The organism is Corallincola platygyrae (assembly GCF_039544265.1).
GTDB lineage: Bacteria > Pseudomonadota > Gammaproteobacteria > Enterobacterales > Neiellaceae > Corallincola > Corallincola platygyrae.
This window is the reverse complement of record NZ_BAABLI010000015.1, coordinates 1-26,057: the sequence shown is the minus strand read 5'-3', so window position 1 is coordinate 26,057 and position 26,057 is coordinate 1. Positions and strand designations below refer to the sequence as shown.

Annotated in this window: 22 protein-coding genes and 1 riboswitch; of the genes, 6 read left to right on the top strand and 16 right to left on the bottom strand. The window is 50.7% G+C overall.

Going from position 1 to position 26,057, the window contains the following annotated elements; translation table 11 throughout:
• The first annotated feature begins 2 nt into the window (after positions 1 to 2).
• Positions 3 to 740, top strand: a complete 738-nt coding sequence (locus ABEA14_RS12905) for a PilZ domain-containing protein (RefSeq protein WP_345340434.1) — start codon at positions 3 to 5, stop codon at positions 738 to 740.
• On the opposite strand, the gene ABEA14_RS12900 is transcribed toward ABEA14_RS12905, so the two are convergent.
• The 3 genes from ABEA14_RS12900 to ABEA14_RS12890 are packed head-to-tail and all read right to left on the bottom strand — an operon-like array spanning position 737 to position 2,966.
• Positions 737 to 1,228, bottom strand: coding sequence for a glutathione peroxidase (locus ABEA14_RS12900; protein WP_345340433.1), 492 nt, complete (start codon positions 1,226 to 1,228; stop codon positions 737 to 739). The two genes, ABEA14_RS12905 and ABEA14_RS12900, sit on opposite strands and share 4 nt — an antisense overlap.
• Before the next feature lie 60 nt (positions 1,229 to 1,288).
• The gene (locus ABEA14_RS12895) at positions 1,289 to 2,068 is read right to left on the bottom strand and encodes a HesA/MoeB/ThiF family protein (protein ID WP_345340432.1); all 780 of its coding nucleotides are present in this window, start codon (positions 2,066 to 2,068) and stop codon (positions 1,289 to 1,291) included.
• Positions 2,069 to 2,093: 25 nt separating this feature from the next.
• On the bottom strand, positions 2,094 to 2,966 hold the full coding sequence (locus ABEA14_RS12890) for a diacylglycerol/lipid kinase family protein (RefSeq protein ID WP_345340431.1): 873 nt from the start codon (positions 2,964 to 2,966) through the stop codon (positions 2,094 to 2,096).
• A gap of 283 nt (positions 2,967 to 3,249) precedes the next feature.
• Here ABEA14_RS12890 and ABEA14_RS12885 point away from each other — a divergent pair, with 283 nt between their 5' ends.
• Positions 3,250 to 3,858 carry an HAD-IA family hydrolase gene (locus ABEA14_RS12885; RefSeq protein ID WP_345340430.1) on the top strand — a complete coding sequence of 203 codons (609 nt, stop codon included), beginning with the start codon at positions 3,250 to 3,252 and terminating at the stop codon, positions 3,856 to 3,858.
• A gap of 61 nt (positions 3,859 to 3,919) precedes the next feature.
• On the opposite strand, the gene nsrR is transcribed toward ABEA14_RS12885, so the two are convergent.
• The 11 genes from nsrR to imuA form a co-directional block, all read right to left on the bottom strand.
• Positions 3,920 to 4,381, bottom strand: a complete 462-nt coding sequence (gene nsrR, locus ABEA14_RS12880; RefSeq protein WP_345340429.1) for a nitric oxide-sensing transcriptional repressor NsrR — start codon at positions 4,379 to 4,381, stop codon at positions 3,920 to 3,922.
• Between the two features lie 76 nt (positions 4,382 to 4,457).
• Positions 4,458 to 5,582, bottom strand: coding sequence for a 2-iminoacetate synthase ThiH (thiH, locus tag ABEA14_RS12875; protein WP_345340428.1), 1,125 nt, complete (start codon positions 5,580 to 5,582; stop codon positions 4,458 to 4,460).
• Positions 5,579 to 6,358 carry a thiazole synthase gene (locus ABEA14_RS12870; protein ID WP_345340427.1) on the bottom strand — a complete coding sequence of 260 codons (780 nt, stop codon included), beginning with the start codon at positions 6,356 to 6,358 and terminating at the stop codon, positions 5,579 to 5,581. The genes thiH and ABEA14_RS12870 overlap by 4 nt, the downstream gene beginning before the upstream one ends.
• A 22-nt stretch (positions 6,359 to 6,380) precedes the next feature.
• Positions 6,381 to 6,584 carry a sulfur carrier protein ThiS gene (gene thiS / locus ABEA14_RS12865; RefSeq protein WP_345340426.1) on the bottom strand — a complete coding sequence of 68 codons (204 nt, stop codon included), beginning with the start codon at positions 6,582 to 6,584 and terminating at the stop codon, positions 6,381 to 6,383.
• On the bottom strand, positions 6,581 to 8,203 hold the full coding sequence (gene thiE / locus ABEA14_RS12860; RefSeq protein ID WP_345340425.1) for a thiamine phosphate synthase: 1,623 nt from the start codon (positions 8,201 to 8,203) through the stop codon (positions 6,581 to 6,583). The genes thiS and thiE overlap by 4 nt, the downstream gene beginning before the upstream one ends.
• Complete coding sequence (thiC, locus tag ABEA14_RS12855) at positions 8,200 to 10,185, bottom strand: phosphomethylpyrimidine synthase ThiC (protein ID WP_345340424.1); 1,986 nt, start codon at positions 10,183 to 10,185, stop codon at positions 8,200 to 8,202. The genes thiE and thiC overlap by 4 nt, the downstream gene beginning before the upstream one ends.
• A gap of 99 nt (positions 10,186 to 10,284) precedes the next feature.
• Positions 10,285 to 10,400, bottom strand: a riboswitch (TPP riboswitch).
• A gap of 90 nt (positions 10,401 to 10,490) precedes the next feature.
• Positions 10,491 to 10,652, bottom strand: coding sequence for a hypothetical protein (locus ABEA14_RS12850; RefSeq protein ID WP_345340423.1), 162 nt, complete (start codon positions 10,650 to 10,652; stop codon positions 10,491 to 10,493).
• A 439-nt stretch (positions 10,653 to 11,091) separates the two neighbouring features.
• Entirely contained in the window at positions 11,092 to 11,676 is a 585-nt protein-coding gene (locus tag ABEA14_RS12845) for a DUF4202 domain-containing protein (protein WP_345340422.1), read from the bottom strand.
• 34 nt (positions 11,677 to 11,710) lie between these two features.
• Positions 11,711 to 14,803 (bottom strand): error-prone DNA polymerase, encoded by a 3,093-nt coding sequence (locus ABEA14_RS12840; protein WP_345340421.1) that lies wholly within the window; start codon positions 14,801 to 14,803, stop codon positions 11,711 to 11,713.
• Entirely contained in the window at positions 14,803 to 16,398 is a 1,596-nt protein-coding gene (locus ABEA14_RS12835; protein ID WP_345340420.1) for a Y-family DNA polymerase, read from the bottom strand. The genes ABEA14_RS12840 and ABEA14_RS12835 overlap by 1 nt, the downstream gene beginning before the upstream one ends.
• Before the next feature lie 6 nt (positions 16,399 to 16,404).
• Positions 16,405 to 17,136 (bottom strand): translesion DNA synthesis-associated protein ImuA, encoded by a 732-nt coding sequence (gene imuA / locus ABEA14_RS12830; protein WP_345340419.1) that lies wholly within the window; start codon positions 17,134 to 17,136, stop codon positions 16,405 to 16,407.
• A 236-nt stretch (positions 17,137 to 17,372) separates the two neighbouring features.
• Here imuA and ABEA14_RS12825 point away from each other — a divergent pair, with 236 nt between their 5' ends.
• Together ABEA14_RS12825 and ABEA14_RS12820 are read left to right on the top strand one after the other, a co-directional pair.
• Positions 17,373 to 18,836: a multiheme c-type cytochrome gene (locus tag ABEA14_RS12825; protein WP_345340418.1), complete on the top strand. Its 1,464-nt coding sequence runs from the start codon at positions 17,373 to 17,375 to the stop codon at positions 18,834 to 18,836.
• Between the two features lie 51 nt (positions 18,837 to 18,887).
• On the top strand, positions 18,888 to 19,457 hold the full coding sequence (locus ABEA14_RS12820) for a NapC/NirT family cytochrome c (RefSeq protein ID WP_345340417.1): 570 nt from the start codon (positions 18,888 to 18,890) through the stop codon (positions 19,455 to 19,457).
• Positions 19,458 to 19,525: 68 nt separating this feature from the next.
• On the opposite strand, the gene tpx is transcribed toward ABEA14_RS12820, so the two are convergent.
• Both tpx and nhaD read right to left on the bottom strand, forming a co-directional pair.
• Positions 19,526 to 20,107, bottom strand: coding sequence for a thiol peroxidase (gene tpx, locus ABEA14_RS12815; protein ID WP_345340416.1), 582 nt, complete (start codon positions 20,105 to 20,107; stop codon positions 19,526 to 19,528).
• A gap of 606 nt (positions 20,108 to 20,713) precedes the next feature.
• Entirely contained in the window at positions 20,714 to 22,093 is a 1,380-nt protein-coding gene (nhaD, locus tag ABEA14_RS12810) for a sodium:proton antiporter NhaD (protein WP_377776250.1), read from the bottom strand.
• A 283-nt stretch (positions 22,094 to 22,376) separates the two neighbouring features.
• Here nhaD and ABEA14_RS12805 point away from each other — a divergent pair, with 283 nt between their 5' ends.
• Positions 22,377 to 23,363, top strand: coding sequence for a DUF3344 domain-containing protein (locus ABEA14_RS12805; RefSeq protein ID WP_345340414.1), 987 nt, complete (start codon positions 22,377 to 22,379; stop codon positions 23,361 to 23,363).
• 104 nt (positions 23,364 to 23,467) lie between these two features.
• A complete protein-coding gene (locus ABEA14_RS12800; protein ID WP_345340413.1) occupies positions 23,468 to 25,390 on the top strand; it encodes a tetratricopeptide repeat protein in 1,923 nt (640 codons plus the stop codon).
• Positions 25,391 to 26,057: the final 667 nt, after the last annotated feature.

Below are 26,057 nucleotides of genomic sequence, written 5' to 3'. Positions count from 1 at the left end.
AAGTGAGCAATAAACAGGCAGACAGCATCACCGAACGAGCCGAGATTGTACAAACCCTCAGTCAGATGAGGCCCGGCAATGTTTTGGATTTTCAGCTTGCCGTGGGGGTCAAGCCCAGGTTTAAGTGCAAACTGGTGGGCTATGAAGAGGGCCGCTACATGGCGCTGTCGATACCAGCACAGTCCCGAGTCGACCACGATGAACTGTTGGTGCACGGCTACGGCTGTATTGTACGCACCATTATCGAAGGGGAAGCCGGCCAATGTATCGCCTTTAAATCCCTGATCCAAACCAACCTTCGACAGCCCCACCCAGTCCTGTTTATCGACTATCCAAAGCAGATCCAGTTATACAGCTTGCGCAATCAAACCCGCATCGCCACCCATGTGCCAGCGACCATGATTGGTGAACAGAAAGATGAAAGCACAGGGCAGACAGAACAAACCGTATTTCACGGCACCATTGTCGACCTGTCGGTCGGCGGCTGCCGCTTAAAGCTGCCTTGGCCACTCGGTCAGCCACGTTTGAGGATCAAAGATGTGTTGCTCAAGGTGGTGTTTCCATCCCAGCCCGACGAACCATTGCTGCTTGATGGTGAGATAAAAAGCGAAAACAGACATGACGGCCGCCATATCACGGTTGGGATCCAGTTCGATGAGGTACCAGCACTGGTCGAACTGTTTGACAAAATAGGCATCGACAAGGCGGATGTCGATTATCCGCCTGTGGACCTGAGTTAAACGCTTTTTGCTAACTCACTTTCGATGGCTGACACTAATTGCTCCGGCTTGGTGGCCGTGGCAAAACGCTTAACCACTTCCCCTTTGCGGTTAACCAGAAACTTGGTGAAATTCCACTTAATGCGCTCGCTGCCAAGCAAGCCTTTGGCTTCACTCTTCAGGTGAGCAAACAGCGGATCAGTTGTTGCACCATTCACATCCAATTTGGCGAACAGTGGAAAGCTGATGTTGAAGTTCAAATCACAGAACTTGGCAATCTCTTCGTTGCTGCCTTTCTCCTGCGCACCAAACTGGTTACATGGGAAAGCCAACACTTCAAACCCTTGCTCTTTATACTTTTTGTATAAGGTTTCCAGCCCGGCGTATTGCGGTGTAAAGCCACAAGCACTGGCGGTATTAACAATCAGTAGCACTTTGCCTTCATAAGCCGACATAGATACCGGCTGTCCAACATTATTGGTAACTTCAAACTGGTAAACATTGCTCATCTGCAGCTGCCTCGCAGGCCCATATCAAAGCGATTAGTACAGTAAAGCTAACAGGTCGGATCACTTAGCGCAAACCGGGCAGTTTGGGTCTTTGCTGATGGCAAAGTTCTGCCATTCCAGGGTCTTGGCATCAAACAGTCGCAGTCGGTTCAAGCTGGGTACAGGCATCTCCAGCAACCATTTAACCGCTTCAAGTGCCTGCATACTGCCCAAAATACCCAGTAAAGGGCCTACAACACCACTGTTACTGCAATTCAATGTCGGCGACTCACCAGTCTCGGGATACAAACAGTGGTAGCAGGGCGAAGCACTGTCCTGCTGACGATGATTAAAGCTGGCCAGCTGCCCTTCAAAACGAATCGCCGCCGCGGAGATAAGGCCCACACCATAGTGGTGGCAAGCACGATTGATAGCGTGGCGGGTTTCAAAGTTATCGGTGCAATCCAGCACCAAATCAACCTCAGGCAGGTATGTCGCAAGACTTTCCTCATTAAGCGCTTCTGCAATCGCTTCCAACTGGACTTCATCGTTAAGAGATTCCAGCTGCTCCAAAGCGAGCTCAGCTTTAAGCTCACCAACCTGCTCGGTGCGATACAACACCTGCCGTTGCAGGTTGCTGCTGTCCAGGCTATCGCCATCCGCCAGTAGCAACTTGCCGACACCAGCCGCGGTCAGGTATTGCGCTGCTGGAGATCCCAGGCCACCCAGGCCAACGATAAGCACAGTGGCAGATTTTAGTTTCAACTGCCCGGCTTCACCGATGTCGCTCAATAACAAATGGCGGCTATAACGTAACTGTTCTTTAGAGGTCAGCATCGGGAATGGGATCAACTCTGTCATGAAATCAGGGGCTTACCATACCGAATTAGCGCAGTCCGAGGCAACGGACCTTGATCGATGTGTCAGAGCTGGAGAAACAGAAGCGATTTGCGTAAAAGGGTTCACCGTCAATATGGGCAGGAATACGCTGGCTGGCACGGATCTCGAGCTGATTCAGATTAATCTGCTTGACCGTTGGCGCCTCCACATGATCACCTTTCGCGACTTTGAACATCATGGGTAAACGTGACCAACCACCAATTGGAGCCATGCGAACCAAGGATAACTCGCGATTCTGCAGGCTGGCTCCCGGTGCCACTTTAAAGCCGCCACCGCTGAAGGGACTATTAGCGACAGTGCACATCAGAAACTCTTCGTCACTTTTCCACTGACAGTTTACAAACTTGGCTTTGTGATGCTGGTAGTTAAACAGGTTGCCCAGTATGGCGCCGTGGTAACTTGCCCTTCTTCCGCGACGTTTCCCAGCCGCCTGGTGGGCAATATGACCTTCAAAGCCGATGCCAACCGAGGTTAAAAAATAGCTACCATTGCATCGCCCCAGTGGCACGCTCTGTGGGGGAGTAAACAGAGCCACATCGATCTGTTCCTGTTCACAGTGGCCTAACTCCAATGCACGCACTAAGTCATTGCCGCTACCAGCGGGAACAAAACCAATATTGAAATCGTAATGAGGAAGGTGGTTGATGATTTGATGGGCAGTGCCATCGCCGCCAACGATAACCAGGTTTATTACGCCGTTATCTGCGGCCTGTTGTAATTGGTGACGGAGATTTTCGAGCGCATAGCAGTGGATCAGCCGGCCTTTTTCGCCTGCTTTTTCAATTCGTTGCATCACCCGCTTGGCTATGCTCAATGCCTGACCACAACCACTGAGGGGGTTTACAATCACTGCATACATCGAATGTCCCCAAATAAGCGCGCTGACCTCCTTTTCTGCGTCGCCTTGTCCTTGAAATGTAAGGAATTCACTTAATCCTGATTTAGGATTCCAGATTATATGCTGTTTTTTTCACCACTTAGAGGTGTTGATCACACTTCGTTAACAAACTGTGCTCATTGGTCTAATCAGTGATGTTCTTTTCTTTCAGATCAAAAAAACGTGAAAAGGAAATTTCTCGAAACCTTTATTCAAGCAAGATATTCTGACGCTCGTCTGCTCCCTGAAAACGTTCTACATATAAATGAAGCTATCCGATTACCAAGCTTACGACGCCCTTATCTTCGATATGGATGGCACGCTGCTCGACACCATGGCGCTGCATGAGCAAGCCTGGCGAGACACTCTAGCGTTTGTCGAACTGCCCGTTCTCCCTGAGTTAATGCGATCTCTAGTGGGCCTGCCGACGCTGAGAACGATGGAAATCATCGCTGAAGAAGCGGGACTACCGGTACGAGACTTCAGCGCAGGCGTTGAATTCAAACAACAGCGGGTCGACGACCTGATGGCCCATGGCGTAACCGCTACGCCAATTGCTGATATTGCTCGGCACTATTTTGGTAAGAAACCTCAGGGGATTGGCACCGGTTCTGGCACGGATGAAGCCCACTCACTACTTAAACTGGCCGGCATTCATGAGCTATTCTCCGCCGTGGTCGGTGCAGATCTGGTAACCAAACATAAACCAGAGCCAGATACTTTTCTGCTGGCCGCCGAAATGCTGAAAGTAGAGCCAACTCGTTGTGTGGTATTCGAAGATGGTGATGCGGGTATCGATGCAGCAAAAGCAGCAGGCATGGCAACGGTGGATATCAGAGAGTTCTGGCAGCCAGATCCCGGCTACTTTGCTTAGATGACAACTTTCAGAGCATAAGAAACAGACGTCATGTGCCACTCCTATTGAAGAGAAAGGCTCATGACTCTGTGCTCACTTCTTTGCCAGGTAGTCCATCTTTCCAGAGCAGTGGAATAAGGTCGTCGCGATTAACAATTAGCTCTGCCAAGGTGTACTCATCCAGCACTGCCAAAAACGCATTGACAGCTTTCTTGAGTACGCCTTTGAGACGACAAGATGGCGTCAAACAGCAGGCGGGAGAGTTACAGTCAATCCCATCCAGAGCGTTCTCGAGGGCTCGAACCACATCCCCCACACAGATCTCGTCCGCTGGCATGCCCAATCGAATCCCGCCGCCTTTGCCCCGGGTCGACGACACATAACCCAACTTGGCCAACTGGTGGATCACCTTGACCATATGGTTGCGTGACACCTGATAGTGAGCCGACACCTCAGCGATACTGGTCTTCTGATCCCTTGGCAATAACGCCAAATAGATCAGGGTACGTAAACCAAAATCTGTATAGGTAGTGAGCCGCATCTACAATACTCCGGCAGGGGCTGGAACTAAGTTGAGTCTCAATTCTACCATGGCCGCTAGCAAGAAAAGGATGGGGTCAGATCACGCCGTCGCTAAATGCTTGGTCCCAATCTTTCCAAACTGGTTGAAATCCAAGCAGTTTTAGTCTGGTAGCAATCGCCTGAGGGTGTCGATCATCAGAGATCTCAAACTGCTCCAGCTGCGCCACACGGCCATCAGCATAGCCACCCGGTTGAGTACTGGAATAAGCACTCATAGTGGTAACACCCAGTGGTAATACGCTATCGCGAAAACTGGCAGATTCGCGAGTCGACAGCGAGATCTCCACCTGCCCGTTTAACAAGCGATAAGCACATATCAGTTGTACCAGTTGTCGATCTGTCATCACTGACTTGGGCTCTAAGCCACCGGTGCATGGACGCAACCTTGGAAACGACAGGCTGTAGCGAGTTTTCCAAAAACGTCGCTCCAGATAATCCAGATGCGCGGCTACGTGAAAGCTATCTACGCGCCAATCATCCAAGCCAATCAAAGCGCCGAGGCCTATCTTATCAATACCAGCTTCGCCCAACCTCTCCGCGGTCGCCAATCGCCAATCAAAATCGGTTTTCTGCCCCTTCAGGTGATGCTCGGCATAGGTACGGCGGTTATAGGTTTCCTGATAAACCAAAACCGTATCCAAACCGAGACCAATTAACTCTGCGTACTCCTCCGTGGCCAGCGGCTGAACTTCCATCGACAAATGAGAGAAATGCTGCCGCAGCAAAGGCAACGCCTTGCGAAAGTAGTCCATGCCGACTTTGCGTTCCGACTCCCCGGTCACCAGCAGCAAGTGCTCGAACCCTAGAGCCTTGATCGCATGGGCTTCTTCGGTCAGCTCTGCCATATCCAGGGTTTTACGTCGGATCGGGTTATGCATGGAGAAGCCACAATAGGTGCAGATGTTGCTGCACATATTGGACAGATAGAGCGGGATATAGAGCTGAATAGTGTGGCCAAACCGTTGTCGGGTCAGCATCGCCGCCTGCTGTGCCATCTGCTCCAGAAACGGCTCTGCCGCTGGCGATATCAACGCCTGGAAATCGTCGAGGTCGCGTTTTGGTTTGGCCAGCGCTCGCTGCACATCAACGGTAGTTTTACCATTGATGGTCAGCGCCAAATCATCCCAATCCCAAGTGGCGATCTGCTCGGCAAAACTCACTGGCACACCTCGGCTTGGTCAAGGAATGCCGTCAGTGGGCTGCTGGCTACTGCGATCTGCTGTTTTGTCCCCAAGCCAGCTTCATATGCCATTCGTCCAGCCTCAACGGCCATCTTAAAGGCCCGCCCCATGGCAACCGGATCGGCAGCCACGGCGATAGCGGTATTTACCAGCACGGCATCAGCACCCAGCTCCATTGCCAGGCTGGCATCGGATGGTGCACCAATTCCTGCGTCAACAACGACGGGAACCCTCGCCTGCTCGACAATGATTTGCAAAAACTCACGGGTGCGGAGGCCCTGATTCGAGCCAATCGGTGAGCCCAGAGGCATCACCGCCGCACAGCCTACCTCTTCTAACCGTTTACACAGCACAGGATCAGCATGCACATAAGGCAACACATTAAACCCCTGCTGCACCAGCTGCTCTGCCGCTTTCAGGGTTTCGATAGGATCTGGCATCAGATATTTGGGATCAGGATGTATTTCCAGTTTCACCCACTCAGTACCCAACGCATCGCGGGCCAGCTGCGCTGCAAACACCGCTTCTTCAGCGCTTTTTGCCCCTGATGTATTGGGCAGAAGGTTCACACCCGCCTCGATAAGCGGACGAAGAATATCATCCTGTTTGCTTTCCAAATCGACTCGCTTCATCGCCATGGTCACCAGCTCGGTACCACTGGCCAAAATCGCCTTTGCCATCTGCTCTGCGTTGGCGAATTTGCCCGTGCCTGAGAACAATCGACTGGAAAATGACTTACCTGCAATAGTTAACATATGTCTCTCTCACCTATTTTCTCTAGCCACCGGCTATCGCTTTAAATAGCTGGATATGATCTTGATGTGCCAACTCATGCAGATGCCATTGACCCCGAGGTATGATCTGCTGGTTGACCGCGACGGCGATACCCAATGTGTCAAACTGCTGAAGCCGCAACAACTCAGCCACAGTGGCCCCTATCGGGCAATCCACAGCTTCGCCATTCACAAATACCTGAGTCATGGCTGCACCTCGTCCAATCTACTCAGACAGGCATTGAACTGAGCAATTACCTGCTCAGGCTGTTCCGCTCGAGTGATCGCAGTAACCACGGCAATACTACCGACGCCGGTTGCAGCTACCGGCTCTGCTCTTTCAAGGGAGATCCCACCAATCGCTACCAGTGGCACGTCGGGGCAAAGCGCCACCTGTTGTGCTAGGCGATACACACCTTGCGGTTTTGACGGCATCTGTTTGGTTTGGGTCGGATAGATGTGCCCCAGCGCCAAATAGCTCGGTTTTATTTGTGCTGCGCGCAGTAACTCGTAAATACCGTGAGTACTTAGGCCAAGCCGCAGTCCCGCCGATTTAATGACGTCAAGATCTGCGGTCAACAAGTCCTCCTGCCCTAAATGCACGCCATAAGCCCCGGCATCTATCGCCAGCTGCCAATAGTCATTGATAAATAGGCGAGCCTGATACTGTTTACCCAATGCCACCGCTTTGGCGACCTGCGCTTTTAACTCAGGATGATCAGGATCTTTAATGCGCAGCTGGAGCGTCTTTACGCCAGCCTTTAGCAGCCGCTCGATCCACTCGACGGAATCAACGACAGGGTATAAGCCCAACTGTTTGGGACAGGGCACGAAAGAGGCTGCTTGCTCTTTATCGTCGACGACCAGCTCCTGTTCACTTCCCCCTACAAGAGGCAGACATTTAGGATCCGTCGGCCAGCCGCCATGTAGCAAAGGCCCAGCGCCCAGACCCACGCCATAGGCATTCACCAGGCCTTGCTGCAGATAGGCTCGGGCAAACACCAACGCATCTTCCAGTGCGTATCCCAACGACCATACAGCCGAAATGGCACTGGCCAGGACACAGCCGGTGCCGTGACCATGGGCAGTGTTGATGCGGGTCGAGCGCAGCCAGCGCTGCTCACTACCGTTACTCCACAGATCGGTAACTTGTGAACTCTCCGGCGTACTCTCCGGCGCAGCCTCCGCAGCCGTCTCAGATAGAGCATGGCCACCTTTGAGTAAGACGGAGCCAACACCTGTTTGCAGCAACTTATCAACCAGCCGTTCCGGCGATGTCGCGTTCTCAAACGGCATATCAGCTAAAGCAAAGGCCTCGATCAGGTTTGGCGTGAGCAGATCCACTAAGGGCAACAGGTACTGACAAACAGCCGCTAATACGCCGTCATCAGCCATTCGGTCGCCAGAGCTGGCCACAGCTACTGGATCAAAAATCACTTTTGGCGCATTCGCCTGCTGCTTCAGGGTGGCAATATAATCGGCAAGATAACGCACCTGCGGGACTGAAGGCAGCAAACCGATTTTGATTACCCTTGGCGGCATATCCTCTTGCAAGGCCGTCAACTGATCAGCCAGTACCTCAACGGATACCGGATTGACCGAACGAACACCCACTGACGACTGTGCAGTGACTGCTGTAACCAGGGTACAGGCGTGCGCCCCCAACCCGTTGATCGCCTGTATATCGGCCTGAATGCCCGCGCCAGCGCCACTGTCTGAGCCACCAATGGCCCATACTATCGGTTTTTTGAGCGGCTTCTTCACAGTCCTTTCCACCGGCAAAGCTGGCGTTGCCAGCTCTCCGGTGCAGGTGTAAGGCGTGATCATTCTTCCGCCTCTGTTGTGGCAGGTTGATACAACTTGCTACCGTGCTCGCGGAACTGCTGAGACATCTCCGCCATGCCCGCTTCAGCAATATCCGTGTCTTTAATCGTGGTGGTAATCACTTCATCGACTAGCTGGATGCTGATCGCCCGCTCCTGACTGGCAGCGAAGTCACGTACTTCTTGAGAGATCTTCATTGAACAGAACTTAGGGCCACACATGGAGCAGAAGTGCGCCACTTTACCTGACTGCTGTGGGATAGTTTCATCGTGATAGGCGCGGGCACGATCAGGGTCCAACGCCAGATTAAACTGGTCTTCCCAGCGGAACTCGAAACGCGCTTTGGAAAGTGCATTATCACGCACCTGAGCACCCGGATGCCCCTTGGCCAAGTCTGCAGCATGTGCCGCGATCTTGTAGGTGATAAGACCTACCCGCACATCTTCTTTGTTGGGCAGCCCCAGGTGTTCTTTAGGCGTCACGTAACACAGCATGGCACAGCCGTACCAACCGATCTGCGCTGCACCAATACCCGAAGTAATATGGTCATAGCCCGGTGCGATATCTGTAGTCAGTGGGCCCAAGGTGTAAAACGGCGCTTCGTGACAGGCACTGAGTTGCTTATCCATGTTCTCTTTGATCAACTGCATCGGTACGTGACCGGGGCCTTCAATCATCACCTGCACATCGTATTCCCAAGCAATCTTGGTCAGCTCACCCAGAGTGTAGAGCTCACTGAACTGGGCCTGGTCGTTGGCGTCGGCGACCGAGCCAGGACGCAAACCATCACCCAGGCTGAGAGAAACATCATAGGCCGCACAGATCTCGCAGATCTCACGGAAGTGGGTGTAGAGGAAGTTCTCTTCATGGTGCGACAAACACCACTTGGCCAAAATGGAACCACCACGAGAAACGATACCGGTGACGCGACTGGCGGTCATAGGCACATACGCTAACAGCACCCCCGCATGAATAGTGAAGTAGTCCACGCCCTGCTCACATTGCTCCAGCAAAGTATCGCGGAACACGTCCCAGGTCAGATTTTCCGCTACGCCTTTTACTTTCTCCAGCGCCTGATAAATTGGGACGGTACCAATCGGCACCGGGCTATTACGGATAATCCACTCACGTGTTTCGTGAATGTATCGGCCAGTAGAAAGATCCATCACGGTGTCGGCGCCCCAACGGGTCGACCACACCAGCTTTTCGACTTCCTCTTCAATTGACGAAGTCACCGCTGAGTTACCGATATTGGCATTCACTTTCACTAGGAAGTTGCGGCCGATAATCATTGGCTCCGCTTCAGGGTGGTTGATGTTCGAAGGTATGATGGCGCGACCTTCGGCAACTTCTTTGCGCACAAACTCGGGCGTGATCTCTTTCGGTGTTGCGGCACCAAACGATTCTCCGGGATGTTGCACCGCCAGCTCTTCAGCGACTTTGGCGCGGCCCATGTTTTCACGTAGCGCGATGTATTCCATTTCGGGAGTGATAACACCAGCGCGAGCATAGTGCATCTGGGTGACGCATTGACCGAATTTAGCTTTACGCGGTTTGGGCAGGTGCTCAAAGCGAATATGGTCCAATCCTTCATTGGCCAGTCGCTGCTGAGCATAGACAGAGCTGACCCCCTCCAACTGCTCAGTATTATCTCGCTCCAGGATCCACTGTTCGCGCAGGCGTGGTAGCCCTTTATGCAGGTCCACTTCTGCGCCTGGCTCGGTGTAGTAACCGGAAGTGTCATACACCCGCACCGGATCGTTGTCGGTGAACTCAGGTGCGTCTTTGGTGCCACCAGTCAGGGTCGGTGCCAGAGAGATCTCACGCATGCCCACCTTTACGCCTGGCATTTCACCTTGGACAAACACTTTCTGAGAGTTGGGAAAGGAGAGATCCGCCAGATTGTCGAAAAATGCCTGTGCAGCAGCACGGGTTTCGCGACGAGAAGGTTGTTCTATTTTAGTAACGTCTGTTGCTTGTTTCATTGTGGCCTCACGTTTAACCGTGTTAACAGTAAAACGTCGGCGCACCGATAGATGAGTTTGGTCAGTAGGATGCTAGAGTGATCGCCCGAACTGCCAATGACGAAGCACTCTCTTGTTTCCCTTCGCAGGTATTAACCCGATCAGGTTCCACGGATCCCGCTTTCGCGATCTCAGCCTATCCACCCAAAGGTGGCTCGGCACTCCGACAAGAATGTGGGTTTGAGTATAAGGGAAATATTGCAGAAATAGAAAGGGCCGCTTTTCAGCGGCCCTTTAGATATTCGATTGAGAGATAAAGCCAGATATCAGGCAGCGTAGCTCTCTTCGTTTGTCGCCTGAGGGCTGTTTTCGCCAGCGACAAGAACGAGTTGCTTCAGGTGGTCCATAATGTCCACCATTACAGTGCGATCCGTCGCCAGTTGTTTTCGCAGCGCTTCCACTTCTGCTGCGGTCATGGCTTTATCCATCACTATCTCCAACTGGTTAATTTGAAATTGGTTATAAATTCGTCACTGCTAAGACTAGTAATCGCTAAAAAACGCGAGCTGATCTCGCTCAATAAAAAATCACTTAGCTGAGTGATTGCTCTGACTTGATGCAATTTTAGTCAATTGTTTATGTTTTGTTAAATTTTTTATTAAAAAAGATAACTTTTTATTAACTTTCGGTTTTAAAAGGTTTTTTTCACCGCTAGCACAGCCACAAACCGCAATTTGTGACAATAACTACAGTTGAAGACATAAAATTTGGGAGCCAGTTCTCATTTTTTTATTTTTTTACACTCCATTGATACGTGAAACCACTCCACATGCGCACCAACCCGGCCCATACAAGAAACGCCGCTGCGTCATCACTGACAGGCGGCATTTCAAAAACGGTGTAATATTCTTACAAAATAGAGAGTTACTACGAAGCTAAGGCCTTGTTCACTAAGGTTAACATTGCCTCAGAAAGAGGCAGTTTCAATGCTTCCTCATGACCGCGGTCTGACATTTTGGCCCAGGTCTTTTTAACAATACCGATCAGTTTCTCTTCAGTATGTTTGGCGGCAAAGTCTTCAAAGTAGTACTCGAGGAATACCAGGCAAATCACATCTTCCAATGCCTGACACTCTGGATCTCGCTTAATCTTTTCTTTGCGCAGCAACTGCTGAGTGCGTGCAATATCATCCGCACCGTAACCTTGCTCAGCCATTAATTCGCCCGCAAGTTCAGCATGCATTTTGCCAAGACCCACCCGCCACTTCTGATAGCCCGCTCGATCCATTGGGTAATCACTGCGGGGCACGGCCCAACGCTTGATATGTTGAGCTCTGGCCGCGATCTGCAAGTGTTCTGATGCGCCCGGCTCAAACTGAGCCAATCGTTCGCTCATGCGCTGCCCATAAAGCAGTTCCTTTGGAACTTCGACTTCGTAACAGATCTCCAGGTTGGGATCCTGGCTGTTTACCTGGTCAATCGCTTCCAGGGTTTGCTCCAATGGCGTAGTCACGGGATATCCTTTTTTACCTGTGTTTTTCTGTAAATTAGCAGAAATCTCGGGACTTTAGCAGTAATCCTTCCAGCTCATGGCTGCGATCGGTGAGTTTTCCAGCAATCAAGTGAACCACCTCACCCTGCTGCTCAACAATGCCACGCACTTCGAGTAGACGCGCCGTCAAATAGGGCTGTTTCTGGGCTCTTGCGGTGGCCTGCCAAACCACCACATTGGTATTTCCGGTTTCATCTTCCAGGGTGATGAAGGTAACACCCGATGCAGTGCCGGGGCGCTGGCGCCCGGTGACCAATCCAACCACTGTCGCTAAACTGCCATTCGCTCTGGTAATCAATTCTGCCGCAGTGGCACAACCGGGAAGCAAACCCTCACCACGCAATATGGCTAACGGATGACGTTCCAGAGACAACCCCAGACTGGCAAAATCTTCATACACAGACTCCACCTCGGTAGGCGCAGCTAACGCCACGCCATCACTCTCCACCCGTGCAGGAAACAAAGGCGTACTGGCCTCTGCACCTGCCAATTGCCAACGAGATTGGTATCGGTGTCCACCCAACGATTTAAGTGCACCACCGGCTGCAAGCGCTTCCAGCTCATCTTTGGCGATGCCCCCGGCTGCCTGCATGTATTGGTAAAACTCACTCAGGTCTGCAAACCCTTCCGCGGGTCGCGCATCCACTAGGCGTGCCATGGCTTGATGGGACACCCCTTTGACCATACGCAGTCCCAAACGGATACCATGCCCTTCAACTCGATCATGGTTGGCTTGAATAGGCTCCAGCAGATGATCCCAATCACTACGGGTCACGTCCACGGGTAACACTGTCACGCCATGCCGCTTCACATCCTGGACCAGTTGAGACGGCGTATAAAACCCCATGGGCTGACTGTTGAGTAATGCACAGCAAAACGCAGCGGGATAGTGGTATTTCAGCCAGGCAGACACATAAGCCAGTAACGCGAAGCTGGCAGAATGGGACTCGGGAAAGCCATACTCACCAAAGCCGCGGATCTGCCGGAAGACCTGCTCAGCAAAGTCACGCTGATAACCGTTATTGGTCATGCCCAGCAGAAACTTTTTCTCAAACACCTCTAACTGGCCATGCTTTTTCCAACTGGCCATGGCTCGCCGCAATTGGTCAGCCTCACCGGCGCTGAATCCAGCCGCGACCATCGCCAGCTTGATCACCTGCTCCTGAAATAGCGGCACACCCAGCGTCCGTGATAACACAGGCTCTAACGCTGGATTGGGGTAAATCACGGGCTCTACCCCCTGTTTGCGCCGCAGATACGGGTGCACCATATCCCCTTGGATCGGGCCAGGCCGGACAATCGCAATCTGGATCACCAAATCGTAATAACAGCGCGGTTTGAGTCGCGGCAGCATGTTGGATTGCGCACGGGACTCAATCTGAAACACGCCAATGCTGTCAGCCTGGCACAACATGTCGTAGACCTCTGGCTGCTCCCAAACCACCTGCGCCATGCCCATCGGCTCACCGGTAATTTCCGCCACCATGGCAAAACACTTACGGATCGCGGTCAGCATGCCCAGAGCCAATACATCGACCTTCAACAAGCCCAGCGATTCCAGATCATCCTTATCCCACTGGATCACAGTACGGTCAGCCATCGCAGCATTTTCCACCGGTACCAACTGATGCAGAGGCCCCGCTGAAATAATAAATCCGCCAACATGCTGAGACAGGTGCCGTGGAAAACCAATCAGTTGAGATATCAACGCCACCAGACGCTCACCCATCGGCTGGTCCAACGCTCCCATGTCCGCCATCTGCTGCTGCCAGCCAATTTGTCGGTCACGGCGGTCCACCTGATGCAGCCAATGCTCAAGCAGACTGGTATCTATTCCCAGCGCTTTGCCTACATCCCGCAGCGCACTCTTAAAGCGGTAACTGATCACGGTCGCCGCTAAGGCTGCACGATCACGGCCATATTTTTGGTAGATATACTGGATAACTTCTTCACGACGTTCATGCTCAAAATCGACATCGATATCTGGAGGCTCATTACGCTCTTTCGAGATAAAACGCTCAAACAGTAGATCCACCTTGGTTGGGTCCACTTCCGTGATCCCCAGGCAGTAACAGACGACCGAATTGGCTGCTGAGCCCCGCCCCTGATGCAATATGTGACGAGACTTAGCGAACTGCACCACATCGTAGATGGTGAGAAAAAAGTATTCGTATCTTAAATCTGCGATCAGCGATAACTCTTTTCGTAACAGAGCTCGCACAGGCAAAGGCATACCTTTGGGGAATCGCCACAGTGCCCCTTTTTCCACCTCAAGCGCCAAGTACTCCGATGCGCTAAGGCCATCCGGCACTAATTCAGCCGGGTATTCATATTGCAGCTCATCCAATGAAAACCGACAGCGTTTGGCGATCTCCAGCGTTTGCGCCAACGCATCGGCTGAAAACAGCTTCTGTAGAACTTCCACCGGTCTGAGCACACGCTCAGCATTAGGCGACAGTTGCGATACAACATCAGCCACAGGCATATTGAGCCGAATGGCACTCAGCAGATCCTGCATCGGTTGCCGACTACGCTCATGCATAAGCACACCACCTCCCGCGACCACAGGAACCTTATGCTGTGCCGCCAGCAACTGCCATCGCTGCAATGCTGACTTCTCCGTCGACAACAACCAACGATGTTGCAGCAGCCAAAGCTGTTCAGGCCAGTGTACTTTCAGCTCATTAACGCGAGTGGAAAAGCTGTCTTCCGATGCTGGCCACCACAGCAGCAGACAGCGCTTTGTAACATCAATGAGATCAGGCCAATCCAGCTGATATTGGCCTTTTTCACAGCGCCGTCGCCCTAATGTAATCAACTCACACAGTTCACCATACGCCTTGCGATTCGGTGCCAGTAACACACAACGGTCACCACAGGTGAGTTGGAACTCACTGCCAACAATCAGTTGAAGCCCCACCTGCTTGGCCATCATATGGGCTTTCACCACACCGGCTACCGAGCACTCATCAGTGATAGCCAGGGCTTTGTAGTCAAGCTGCGCAGCCATGGCTACCAGCTCTTCCGGATGAGACGCCCCGCGTAAAAAACTGTAGCTACTGAGGCAATGAAGCTCGGCATAGGACATCAGCTAAACCAGCCATGCACAAACCAACTGCCCTGCGCGTCTTTATAGATCCAGCACAAACGGCCATCGCCATCTTTGGCAACAAAATAGTCTCGTAATACTGCCGGCTCTGGCCATCGCCACCAGCCGGAACTGATCCGCTCCGGACCATCCAGGATCTGAATATTTTTGCTGGTCAAAGGCTGAGCGGGGTCTAGTAACCAACTCGGACGACGTATCGGCACCATTGACGAATGAAGTTGGCTTCCTGTCTCCTGAGACGAAACAGACGGTGGTTCAGCAGAAGAGACTGAAACAGAAGAAGCTGAAGCAGGAGAAACAGAAGGTTCAGCACGTTGCCAGGCGTGTTCCGGTGTGTGAGCCTGACCACAGCGCAAACCATAGAGCTGTTCAGAGCCTAGCTGACTTTGCAATCGCCCCAGCAATTGTAATCGACTCAAACCCTGTCCATGTTTTGCCTGCAGCAAGTCTTTGGCTTCTGCGGTTAACTCCACCCACTGATCACAGCAAAGTGACATACTGATCACAGGGGCAACCAGTTGATGACGTTCCAGCTGAAGTTGACTTAATTGCAGCCACTCTGCCAATGCCACTTCAGGCGCCGCAGAATTCAAACGGATCAATGTGGCTGGCTGATCTCTGTGAGTCAGCGACAGCAGACAGCTTGTTGTTGCCAACTGACGGTGACGCATGTAACTCACCATACCTTCCAGCAAGCGCCGTAATGGAAATAACAAACCGTGGATGTGCACGATTTCAGCCAGCAGCGGTAACTGCATCTCAAATTGAGGAGGTACAACGAAGCGGGTAAACCTGGGTTGCAGGCGGCCCTGCAGTTCTAATAGCCAACACAGTAATGCTCCGCCCAATCGTTTACGCACCTGCGCTGCAGGTAACGCCAAAAGTTGCTCCAGCTGACTCAGCCCTAACCGCTCCAGAGACTGCTTTTGCTCGACACTGATCGGCAGACTGGTAACAGGTAATCGAACCAACTGCGCCATCGTCGATTTTGCGCTCACCTGACGCCACGCTGTTGCGGTATAAGCCAAGGTAAATGCCGCTACTGGCGTATGTGCCGTTGCCCAACGGCAGGGGTAATCGAGTTGCTGCAATCCATGTTCAAATTGCGCTAAATACCCAGGCAAGCCGCCAAACAATCGCAGCATACTGCCGATCTCAATCACTAGGCTCTGAGGGGGAACAAGCAGGATCTGGGCAGAGTAATCGTTTGCCCAGAGCGCCAACTGCTGAAGTGCATCAAGGGATGTCAGAGACTCAGTTTGTTTACTACGTCTTTCTTTACCCGCACTCTTTTTACCTGAGTTCCCTTTAACCGAACTTTGGCCAAGTTCTCGGCTTGGCGTAAGCCCATACAAGCGCCGAGCATCACTGTCACTGACCAAAGTGACGTCGTCGACCAGCGCCAGCAGTGTGGCCAGCGTCATGCCCGGTTCAACCCCTTGAGCCGCCGCGATCTGATTACACTGGGAAACCTTATGTTTAGAATCCAGCAGCACCACTGTCTGGGCATCACCTAGACCGCGGCTACACCACTCCAGTGCCAGGTTCGGAAATTCTACCGCCAGCCAAGCCATACCCCTCTAACTCCATGGCCCTTGAATGATATCTGCACCAGAGGTTTGCAAGCAGGTTTGATGGGTTGATTGCGGTGTGATCTGTGGAAGCTGTAAACCTGTCGACAGATCTACCGTGAAAGGTTTAAGCGCCCAGCTACCCCGACGCTTAAATAGCTCAACACTCAATCCATCTTCCATCAGGCTAAGCGATAATCGGGTTGCTGCGGGAGAGCTTTGCAGCTGGGTAAATTGTTCACCTAACCACTGTGGGCGCAACATAAAAATCAGGGCATTGCCCTCTTCTGCGGCCAATTGCAGTCGGCGCAACTGAGTCATACTGGCTTGTAGCCTGGGGTCAGGTAACCAAAGCAGCACGCAGCTACAGCAGCCAGATTTCAACGCCTGTTCAGCACTCCATAACGCCTTCTTTAAACAACGAGATTCAACAATCAACTGTTGTGAAAGTTCGAGACCTGCTGCAGAGAGCGCTGGGGCATAAGGCATAGCAGGAGGATTTATCCACAACTGCCAGGCATCACGCGACGCTTGTTTAGCCATGGCAGGCAGCAGCAACTGTAATTCACCGATCCCTGGCTGTGATAACAGCAACTCGATTAATTCACCCGTGCGCCAGCCACCAGTTAATGCATCATCAAGCTTGGCTATCTGAGTCGGAAAAGAGCATTCTGAAGTTGTGCGAGGATTACGCCCCTGCCATATCGCACCACTATCAAATAAGGATTCAAGAGACCCCATTAACACCACCAAATACTGTATATGCATACAGTATAGATAATGTGTTATTTATGAGCAAACTCTTAACTGGCTATAAGGTTTGATCTCGCTCAGTTGTTTATTTATCGACCAGTGAGGGGGTTAACAATTTTTCAAATCACCCACATAAAATGTGGATTATATGTCTATTATTTATCCATCCTTGTACCCATAAAAATAATAAGGGTACGACCACGCGACGAAGAATGGATAAAGCCATGACTAACGGACGTTTGGCGGTACAAGTAAGATTCCTTGCCCTACTCACTTTGCTCTGCATCAGTGCGATGCTGAGCCTGGCCTATGCTGCACCCAAAGCGCAGATGTTGAAGCCATTTACCTCCCTGAGTGACGCCAGCAAACAGTGTGTTGCTTGCCACAAAGAACAAAACCCTGCGCTCTATCAACAGTGGGGGCGCTCCAAGCACTTTGGCGCCAACATTGGTTGCTACGAATGCCACAGTGCTGACCCCAATGATGCTGATGCTATCAAACATGAAGGGTTCGACATTGCGGTGATCGTATCGCCTAAAGATTGTGGGCAGTGCCACAACAAAGAAGTTGCTGAGTTTGCCGCCAGCCACCACGCCAAAGCAGGCCAGATTATCGGGTCTCTGGATAACTTCTTAGCAGAAGTCGTTGAAGGCCATTTAAGCTTTAACGGGCAATCTCCTGCCGCAGTGAGTGGCTGCTGGCAATGCCATGGTGCAGAGGTAAAAGTACTGAAAAATGGGGATCTGGACCCCACTACCTGGCCCAATACTGGCATTGGCCGAATCAACCCGGACGGTTCTGTCGGCGCCTGCAGCGCCTGTCACCAACGTCATGAGTTTTCTATGGTACAGGCCCGTCGTCCTGAAGCCTGCGGTAAATGCCACCTTGGTCCTGACCATCCACAGAAAGAGATCTATGAAGAGTCCAAACACGGCATTAACTTCTATGCCAATGTCGACCGTATGAATCTGGATTCATCAAAATGGATTGTGGGAGAGGATTATGATGCCGCTCCTACGTGCGCAACCTGTCACATGTCAGCCACACGTGAGCTACCACTGACCCACGATGTTGGCGCACGTATCAGTTGGACTTTACGCCCCGCCATTTCAGAAAAAATTGATGCCAAGGCATTGGCTCAGGGTAAAAAAGTAAAATCCTGGGAAGACCGTCGAGCCGATATGAAGAAGGTCTGTAGCGCATGCCATACCAGCCCTTGGGTGGAAAACTTCTATCAGCAGTTTGACCACTTGGTCGTGCTCTACAATGACAAGTTCGCCCGCCCAGGCAAAGCCATGATGGATATGCTGGCCAAACATGAGATGTTGACCAAACAGCAGTTTGACGAAGAGATCGAATGGACCTGGTTCTACCTATGGCACCACGAAGGTCGTCGCGCCCGTCACGGTGCCGCTATGATGGCACCAGACTACGTACAATGGCATGGCATGTACGAAATCGCTGAACGTTTCTACATAGAAATGGTGCCTCAGTATATTGAAGTCGTTGAGCACGCTGAACATGCAGGCAAGAGCGAACAGGCGAAAGAAGCCCGCGCGCTACTTGATGAGATCCTGTCACGCCCCGAACATGCCTGGTTCTCAGGTAAAGAGCCAGACTCCGTGAAACAAAAACGACTGGAAGCGCAAAAGGCATTCAAGCAGCGCTATCTGAGCGAAAGTAAATAAGGTGAATAAGCCGCTCCTTGAGCGGCTTTCGCCCTCACGCGAGGATCGTTTATGAATGCGCCTAAAAAGCCGGGTCGACTTTGGCGACCAACAAAAAGTAAGTGGCTGTTAGGGATCCCGATAGGTGGCTTTTTAGCTGTCATTGTTGGTGTTATCGGCGTTACCGCTTTCCATGGCGTCATGGATTACACCAACACCAATGAGTTCTGCTACGGCTGTCATATTGGGCGGGATACTATCGTAGAGGAATACCACGAGTCCGTTCACTTCAAAAACCGTTCAGGCGTCATCGCCACCTGTGCCGATTGCCATGTACCCAAACCTTTCGTCGATAAGATGATCGTTAAGGTCAAAGCCACCGCAGATATCTACTACCAGTTAATGGAAACCGTGACGCTGGAGAATTTCGAACAGGAGCGACTAAGATTGGCTCAGCACGTATGGGACGATATGAGTGCCAATGACAGCCGTGAGTGTCGAAGCTGCCATATCCCAGAAAATTGGGATACCGATGCACAACCTATCCGCGTGCGCACCAATCACAAGCAGATAGAAACGGAAGGCAAAACCTGCATTGACTGTCATCAGGGCGTTGCTCATAAACGGCCAGTTATTGAGTAATACTGTCTGACCAAAACAACAAAGGGGCTGAATCGACAGCCCCTTTTTTAATGCAAATGTTGCTCTGTTTAGCCTTGATGAATCTTCTTCGCCGCAGCCAGTGCCGCATCATAATCTGGATGCTCACTCATCTCTTTCACCAGCTCCTGGTATTGCAGCTTCCCGGTTTTGTCTACGATGAGAATGGCACGCGCCAACAGCCCGCGGTCTTTAATCAACAAGCCATAGTGTTCACCAAACTCGCGCCATACGGCGTCGGAAAGCACAGGCATCTGGTCGACATTTTCAACTTCACAGAATCGCTTTTGGGCAAAAGGCAGGTCTGTCGACAAGGTTATCAGTACAATATCGCCCGGCAGCTTAGCGACCTCTTTGTTGAAACGTTTGGTCTGCAGCGAACACACGCCGGTATCAATGCTGGGTACCACCGAAACAAGTACAGTTTTACCTTTAAAGTCGCTCAAGTGAATCGGCTTAAATTTAGCGTCAACGACTTTAAAATCTGGCGCCTGATCACCCACGTTCACACCATTGCCAAGCAACACCATAGGGTTGCCTCCAGCAGTCACCAAACCTTCTCGTTCTGTCAGGTCTGCATTAGCAGCCCAGCCTAGCGTGCAGAGCAAGGCTCCCACTAATAGTCGAATCATTCTGTTTTCCCCTAAAGCCACATTATTATTTGAATAGCAGTTAATTACGCTAACACATAACAGCAGATCACTCCCGATAAGGACTTTTTCACTTCTGCGGACACTGGCAACTAAACAGGACAAGGCAACTGATTGGCTAGTCTTCTATGCTACAACCTATAGGCGATTGCTCGAGACAATCAGATTTATGCAAAACTTGGCAGAGTAGCGAAACTGAACGATTTAAAGCGAATCAGGGAGGTTTCAGAGATCAAAAAAGGGCAACCGAACGGCTGCCCTTTTCATGTCCACGTCTCTAAATTGCGATAGCAACCAGCAATGCAACTGCACCGCAAACAAGTACAGCAATATTGGCAACCGGGTAGCGTTTTTCTTCGCGGGTAAAGTGAAAAAAGCTCATAAATCACCTCTTACGTCAGACCACAAGAGGCATCCGTGCGGACAATTACAGGTCGGCTCCTAGCAACCCTAAAACTCTGAATTCAAGAGTATGTGTACTAAATCTAACACCTCTTCTACCTTCGCTTCAGCGAATAAGATCACGGTCGATTCACTCTATTAAGAGTAGTTGACGCAAAAGAAAGTTCTAAAATTCCCACCAACGAATCAAAGGTTAACCAAATAGTGCGTGCCGATACCCGCACCGTAACCGAGTAAAATCACCCCTGACCAGCGCAAGTGACTCAAAAAGGTGTAATGGCCACGACCTATCCCCATCAAGGCTACGCCAGCCGCCGAGCCAATCGACATCACACTGCCACCAATCCCCGCACACAAGGTAATCAGCAACCATTGGAACTGATCCATTGCCGGGTCCATCTGCAGAATGGCAAACATGACCGGGATGTTGTCTACCATCGCGGAAATCAACCCTGCCACAATATTCGCGGCATCCGCACCATAACCGGTATACAGAAGATCAGAGAGCCACGCCAGATAGCCAATAAATCCCAAAGCACCAACGCAATACATCACTCCAAAAAAGAACATTAACGTATCCCACTCCGCCTCAGCCAACCCCGAGAAAAGATTGCGCTGCTTATCAGGATCAGATTCAGGCAGAGAACGATTAAACAAGTACTCACCTAACATCAACAGAGAAAGGCCTGTCATCATGCCGAGGTAGGGTGGCAAGCCCAGTATCTGCTCACTCAGTACGGCCAACAAAATAGTGAATGCAAAGAGAAAACAATAAAGCTTGGCATGCGGCTTTAAGTTGACATCCACACCCAAGGTCTCAGGAGATCCTTTAGGCAAAAAAATCGCCATCACAGCCGCAGGGACAAGAAAACTAATCAATGAAGGAATGAATATCTTCAAGAACTCGAGGAACTCAACCTTACCTGCTTGCCAGACCATCAGGGTGGTTATATCACCAAACGGAGAAAAAGCGCCGCCAGCGTTACACGCGACGACAGTATTGATGCAACCAATGGAAACAAACTTTGGAGAATCCTGACCAACAGCAATGACCACGGTGCCGATAACCAGTGCCGTCGTCAGATTATCTGCTATCGCAGAAAGAAAAAACGCAATGATGCCCGTTAGCCAAAACAAGCCCTGGTAGCTGTATCCCCGGCTGATTAGCTTACTTTTGAGCAATTCGAAGACCTGTCGCTCCTCGATCTGCTTGATATAAATCAGCGCAACCATAAGGAACAAAAACAGCTCTGCAAACTCATCCAGGTTATGGGTCACCGCCTGCCGGATAGCATCATGCTCCAGACCATGCTGATACGCTATCACGGATGCAATCATCCAAAGCAGCCCTGCACTGAAGATCATCGGTTTGCTTTTTGCTATTCCCGTTTTTTCTTCAAAAAACACTAATAGGTAGGCGATACAGAAAATCAGCAACATTAAAAGAGCTAGTGGTTCGCCCATCATGGCAGAGCCACCAACAAAGCCAGAGAAGTCGCTTGCCAACGCAACCCCTGCGATGAAGAGAAACAGTCCCACCAAGAAATACCAATGACGCGTCATAATCGCTCCATGAAGACGTTTTTATATCACCCGTTATGGTTCGGGCTTTAGCCCAAGTAAAGCACAATATCCCTACCAATTTTGTGTTAGTGGTCGCGTCGAAGATCTTTACAAAAAAGCAATGTCGCGACCTCATATGCAGGCTAACACGTTGAAAAATTCTGGAATTCATAACTGGCGAGCATCTTGCTAAACAAGGTATGACTCAACCGCGCAGCCCAGATGTAGCGCGGCTGATACTTTAGAGCTGTATATGGATATGCATTAAAAAGTAAGGAATCACACGATGATTAATGCGAAGCGATTTTTACAAATCGGCGCAATGATTGTCACGCTGGCAGTATCAGGCATGGCATCTGCGTCTTTAACTACCTTTAAAACGTACGTAGGCAACTACGGTGTTTCCTCCGACGGTTGGGGTGGTACAAGTCAAAGCGGCACTATTTCTGCGTCCGTCCCTGCGGGAGCAACAGTAGTTGCAGCTTACCTTTATTCCGCGATGTATGGTTCAGCACCTGCAATGGGTGATGTTAACTTCAACGGCACTAACATCAATTCCTGGGATCAGGAATATGTGAACCCAATTCCTCCTTCACTGCCAAACTACTTCCGCACAGGCCGTAAAGATGTAACCGATCTGGTGAAGCCTACCATTGATGGCGGCCCAGGTGGCGTCTACAACTTTAGCCTTCGTGAATCTGATTCACGTACGGATGGTGAAGCATTGATTGTGGTTTACGAATTGGCTTCTCTTGAAAAATCTACTGTAGCTATTCTTGATGGCGGCGCAGCACTCGACGGTGATACCACCACAGTAAATTTCGCCGACCCCATCGATACTACGGATCCAGCGTTTTTTGCTGAGATGCGTTTAGGTATTAGCTTCAGTTGCTGTAATCAGAAGTCTAACGTTGACGTTAATGGCAATTTGCTCACCAACAACGCAGGTAATTGGGATGACGGTGAACAGCAAAGTAATGGTTCACTGATCACCATGGGTGGTTATGACGATGACCTGTTGAATCCTAATAACTACACAGACGATGATGAACGTTACAACTTGGTTCCGTTTATCAACGATGGTGATACCCAGATAAAAGTTGATACCAATAATCCATCTAATGACGACAACATCTTTGTTGCGCTTTTCCACGTGAAAGGCGAAGCAGGCTTTAACGAGCCTCCACCAAATTCAGATGTTCCAGCTCCAGCCCCACTGGCAATGCTGGCTCTGGCACTGTTTGGTGTAATGTATCGTCGCCGTCAAGGCTAGTTGGTTGATTAACTCCAACTTCCAATCACAAATGGCGTTACCGTTTCCGCGGTAGCGCCATTTTTGTCTAAACTGGTAGGTTAACGCCAGTAAAGGAACTACTGATGATGAGCCAACTTATCAGCCATATTTATCGCCACTGTGCCGCTCTGATTTTGGCCTTTTGGTTGCCTGTATCTTTAGCCGCGCCAATAAACTTGTCAGACACAGCTTCACAGCGAAAGCTTGATAGCGCACTCTCAGACGCGCTCAAATCGAACAGCTTGAGCAGTAGTGACAGTTATGGATTGAGTGATCTCGACTGGCTCAACCAAACCCTGATGGATGGGCTTTATGTTCAAGGCGCAAAGCAACAGATATTAGGGTTGATTGGTAACAATGACTTCATCGATGCTGAGCTCGCCGCCAAAAACTGGATAGCTGAACGTCCAGAAGACCCCGCGGGACATCACTTGTATGCTCTAGCACTGCTCGGTCAGCATAAGGACTTAGCTCTGACCAAACACCTAACAGAACTTCAACGTCTTGCACCTCAACTATTCTCCTCTACCGCCTTTATTGCGGCGACAGGTTATGCAAAGCAAAATAGGTTATTTAAAGCGCTTGAAGTCATCGATATGCCTGTTAACAGTAGCGAGGCGAAATTACTAAAAGCGCAGATATTGTTTAAACAAGGACACAACGAGGCGGCATCTCAACTACTCAAACAGGTAATGACCCTCGATCCCAACAACCTTGCGGCAACCGTTTTTCTAACCAAAATCAGCCTCTCTCAAAGTAATCTGTATGATGCTGAAAAATACGCCGAACATTGGCAGCGACTTGATCCTGAACATCCAGGGGGCCCCCTGATTCTTTCGGCAGTAGCGATGATCAATAACGATTTGGTCTCCGCTAAGCGCTCAATAGCCCGGGTACTCGAACTGCACCCTGAAAACTATGTTGCCATGTTAGACCTTGCATTAATCGAGTGGCGCCAAGGCAATGTAAAGCAATCCAAATTGTTGATTAGTCGGTTAGATGAAATTAACAGTCGAGAGCCTCAACAACTTAAAGCGCTCATATCTCTCACTGAACAAAGTGCTGATTCCGATAAGATCATAACTCGCCTGATGCGGTTAGATCCTGCAGATCCGCTCCACCAACTACTATCATTTGCGTACAAAGGTGTCGAAAACGAACAGCAGTTAAAGTCCCTGATACCACTCTATTTCGATATGTCAGAAGCAAGAGTCAGAACGCAGTTCCTTGCGCTTACTAAGAGTGACTGGCTCAATATCGCCTATGGCTACTACCTGTTCAGACAGGGTTATTTCCAGATGGCTACGGAAGCCCCCATAAAACATGACAACTCGTTAGCCCAAATAAACCTTTCCCGCAGCCTATGGAAGGGAGGGAATGCAGAAGAAGCATTACGCCAGTATAAAAAATTAAAAGAGAGCAACCCCACACTCTTGATTCCCGAACTTGAAGTAGCGGATATCGCTTTTCATCAAGGAGACCTTGAAAAAGCATTGGCTGGGTATCGGGTTGCCAGCGCAAAAGCCCCGGAGTCCCTCGACTTAAAAGGCAGACTAGCAAACTTAGCTTTCTCAGCCGGTAGTTACGAAGAAGCACTAAAGACCTATCAGGAAATGGAAGATAAGCTGCCGGGAAATCCAATAGTCAAAGCCCAAATAGCCCTAAGTTATCTTGCCCTTAATCAGAATCAATCCGCACTAACGTCAATAACCAAGGCTCACCAAATTGCTCCTCAATTTGGGGAAGTAACCAAAATTTACGCCAGGACCCAGTTTCATAATCAGCAGCTGGATAAAGCAATCGAGAACTACCTTGCTTCTCAAGCCCAACACGCATCATTGGAGTTAGAAGATCTTCTCTCGCTTGCAAAGATCTACGAACGCAAAAATAACGAAAAAGAAGAGCAACGTTATTTGGAATTGGCGCTCGACCAAGGACAGCCTTTTGATGAAGAACTTGAAGCTAAGAAGCGGCTTGCTTTTTTGATCAGCAAACAGCCTTTGTAACGGTTTCATAAAACGAAAGCCCCGCACCCAACCCTCTCTCCCCTAGGAAGAGTCGATTACAAGCAACTTGTTTGTATTTTGGTTATCTGCGCGAAGCGCCGCTCACATGGGGGCTTAGGGTGTGCTGTTAATGAAGCGCAGCTTCATACACCCGAAGCGCGAGCGGCTTGCTGCCGTGAGCTGGGGGCCAACGCAGCTCGCTTGCGAGCGCCTGTGGGCTGCATGGCAGAGGTTGCACCTGACATTTGTTCCTTACAGTCCTCTCACATGGGGGCGTAGGCCACGCGGTTAGCAAAGCATCGCTTTGCCGTGGCCGTAGCGCGCAGCAAGCTGTGCTTGCAAGCCGGGAGTCCCTGCGGCGTGGGGTGTTGATAAAGGAAAGGTGTTCATCCCGTAAGGGCTGACCGCGGGGGTAAGCGCCGTCAGGCGCATTAAGTTAAAAGGCTGCCCGCAAGCTGCGAAGGTGTCTCCGTGGTTTTTCAGTACCCCACAACGCAAAAAGGCCACCCTTTCGGGTAGCCTTTTCATTTAATTAGGTGTCTGTCCTACAAACCAAGAGGTAGACGCGTTTCTAAAAGGTTTATCGCTCACATGGGGGTGAAGACAGTGCGCTGACGAAGCATCGCTTCGTGCACTGGCTGAACGCCTGAGGGCTATGCCCGAAGGC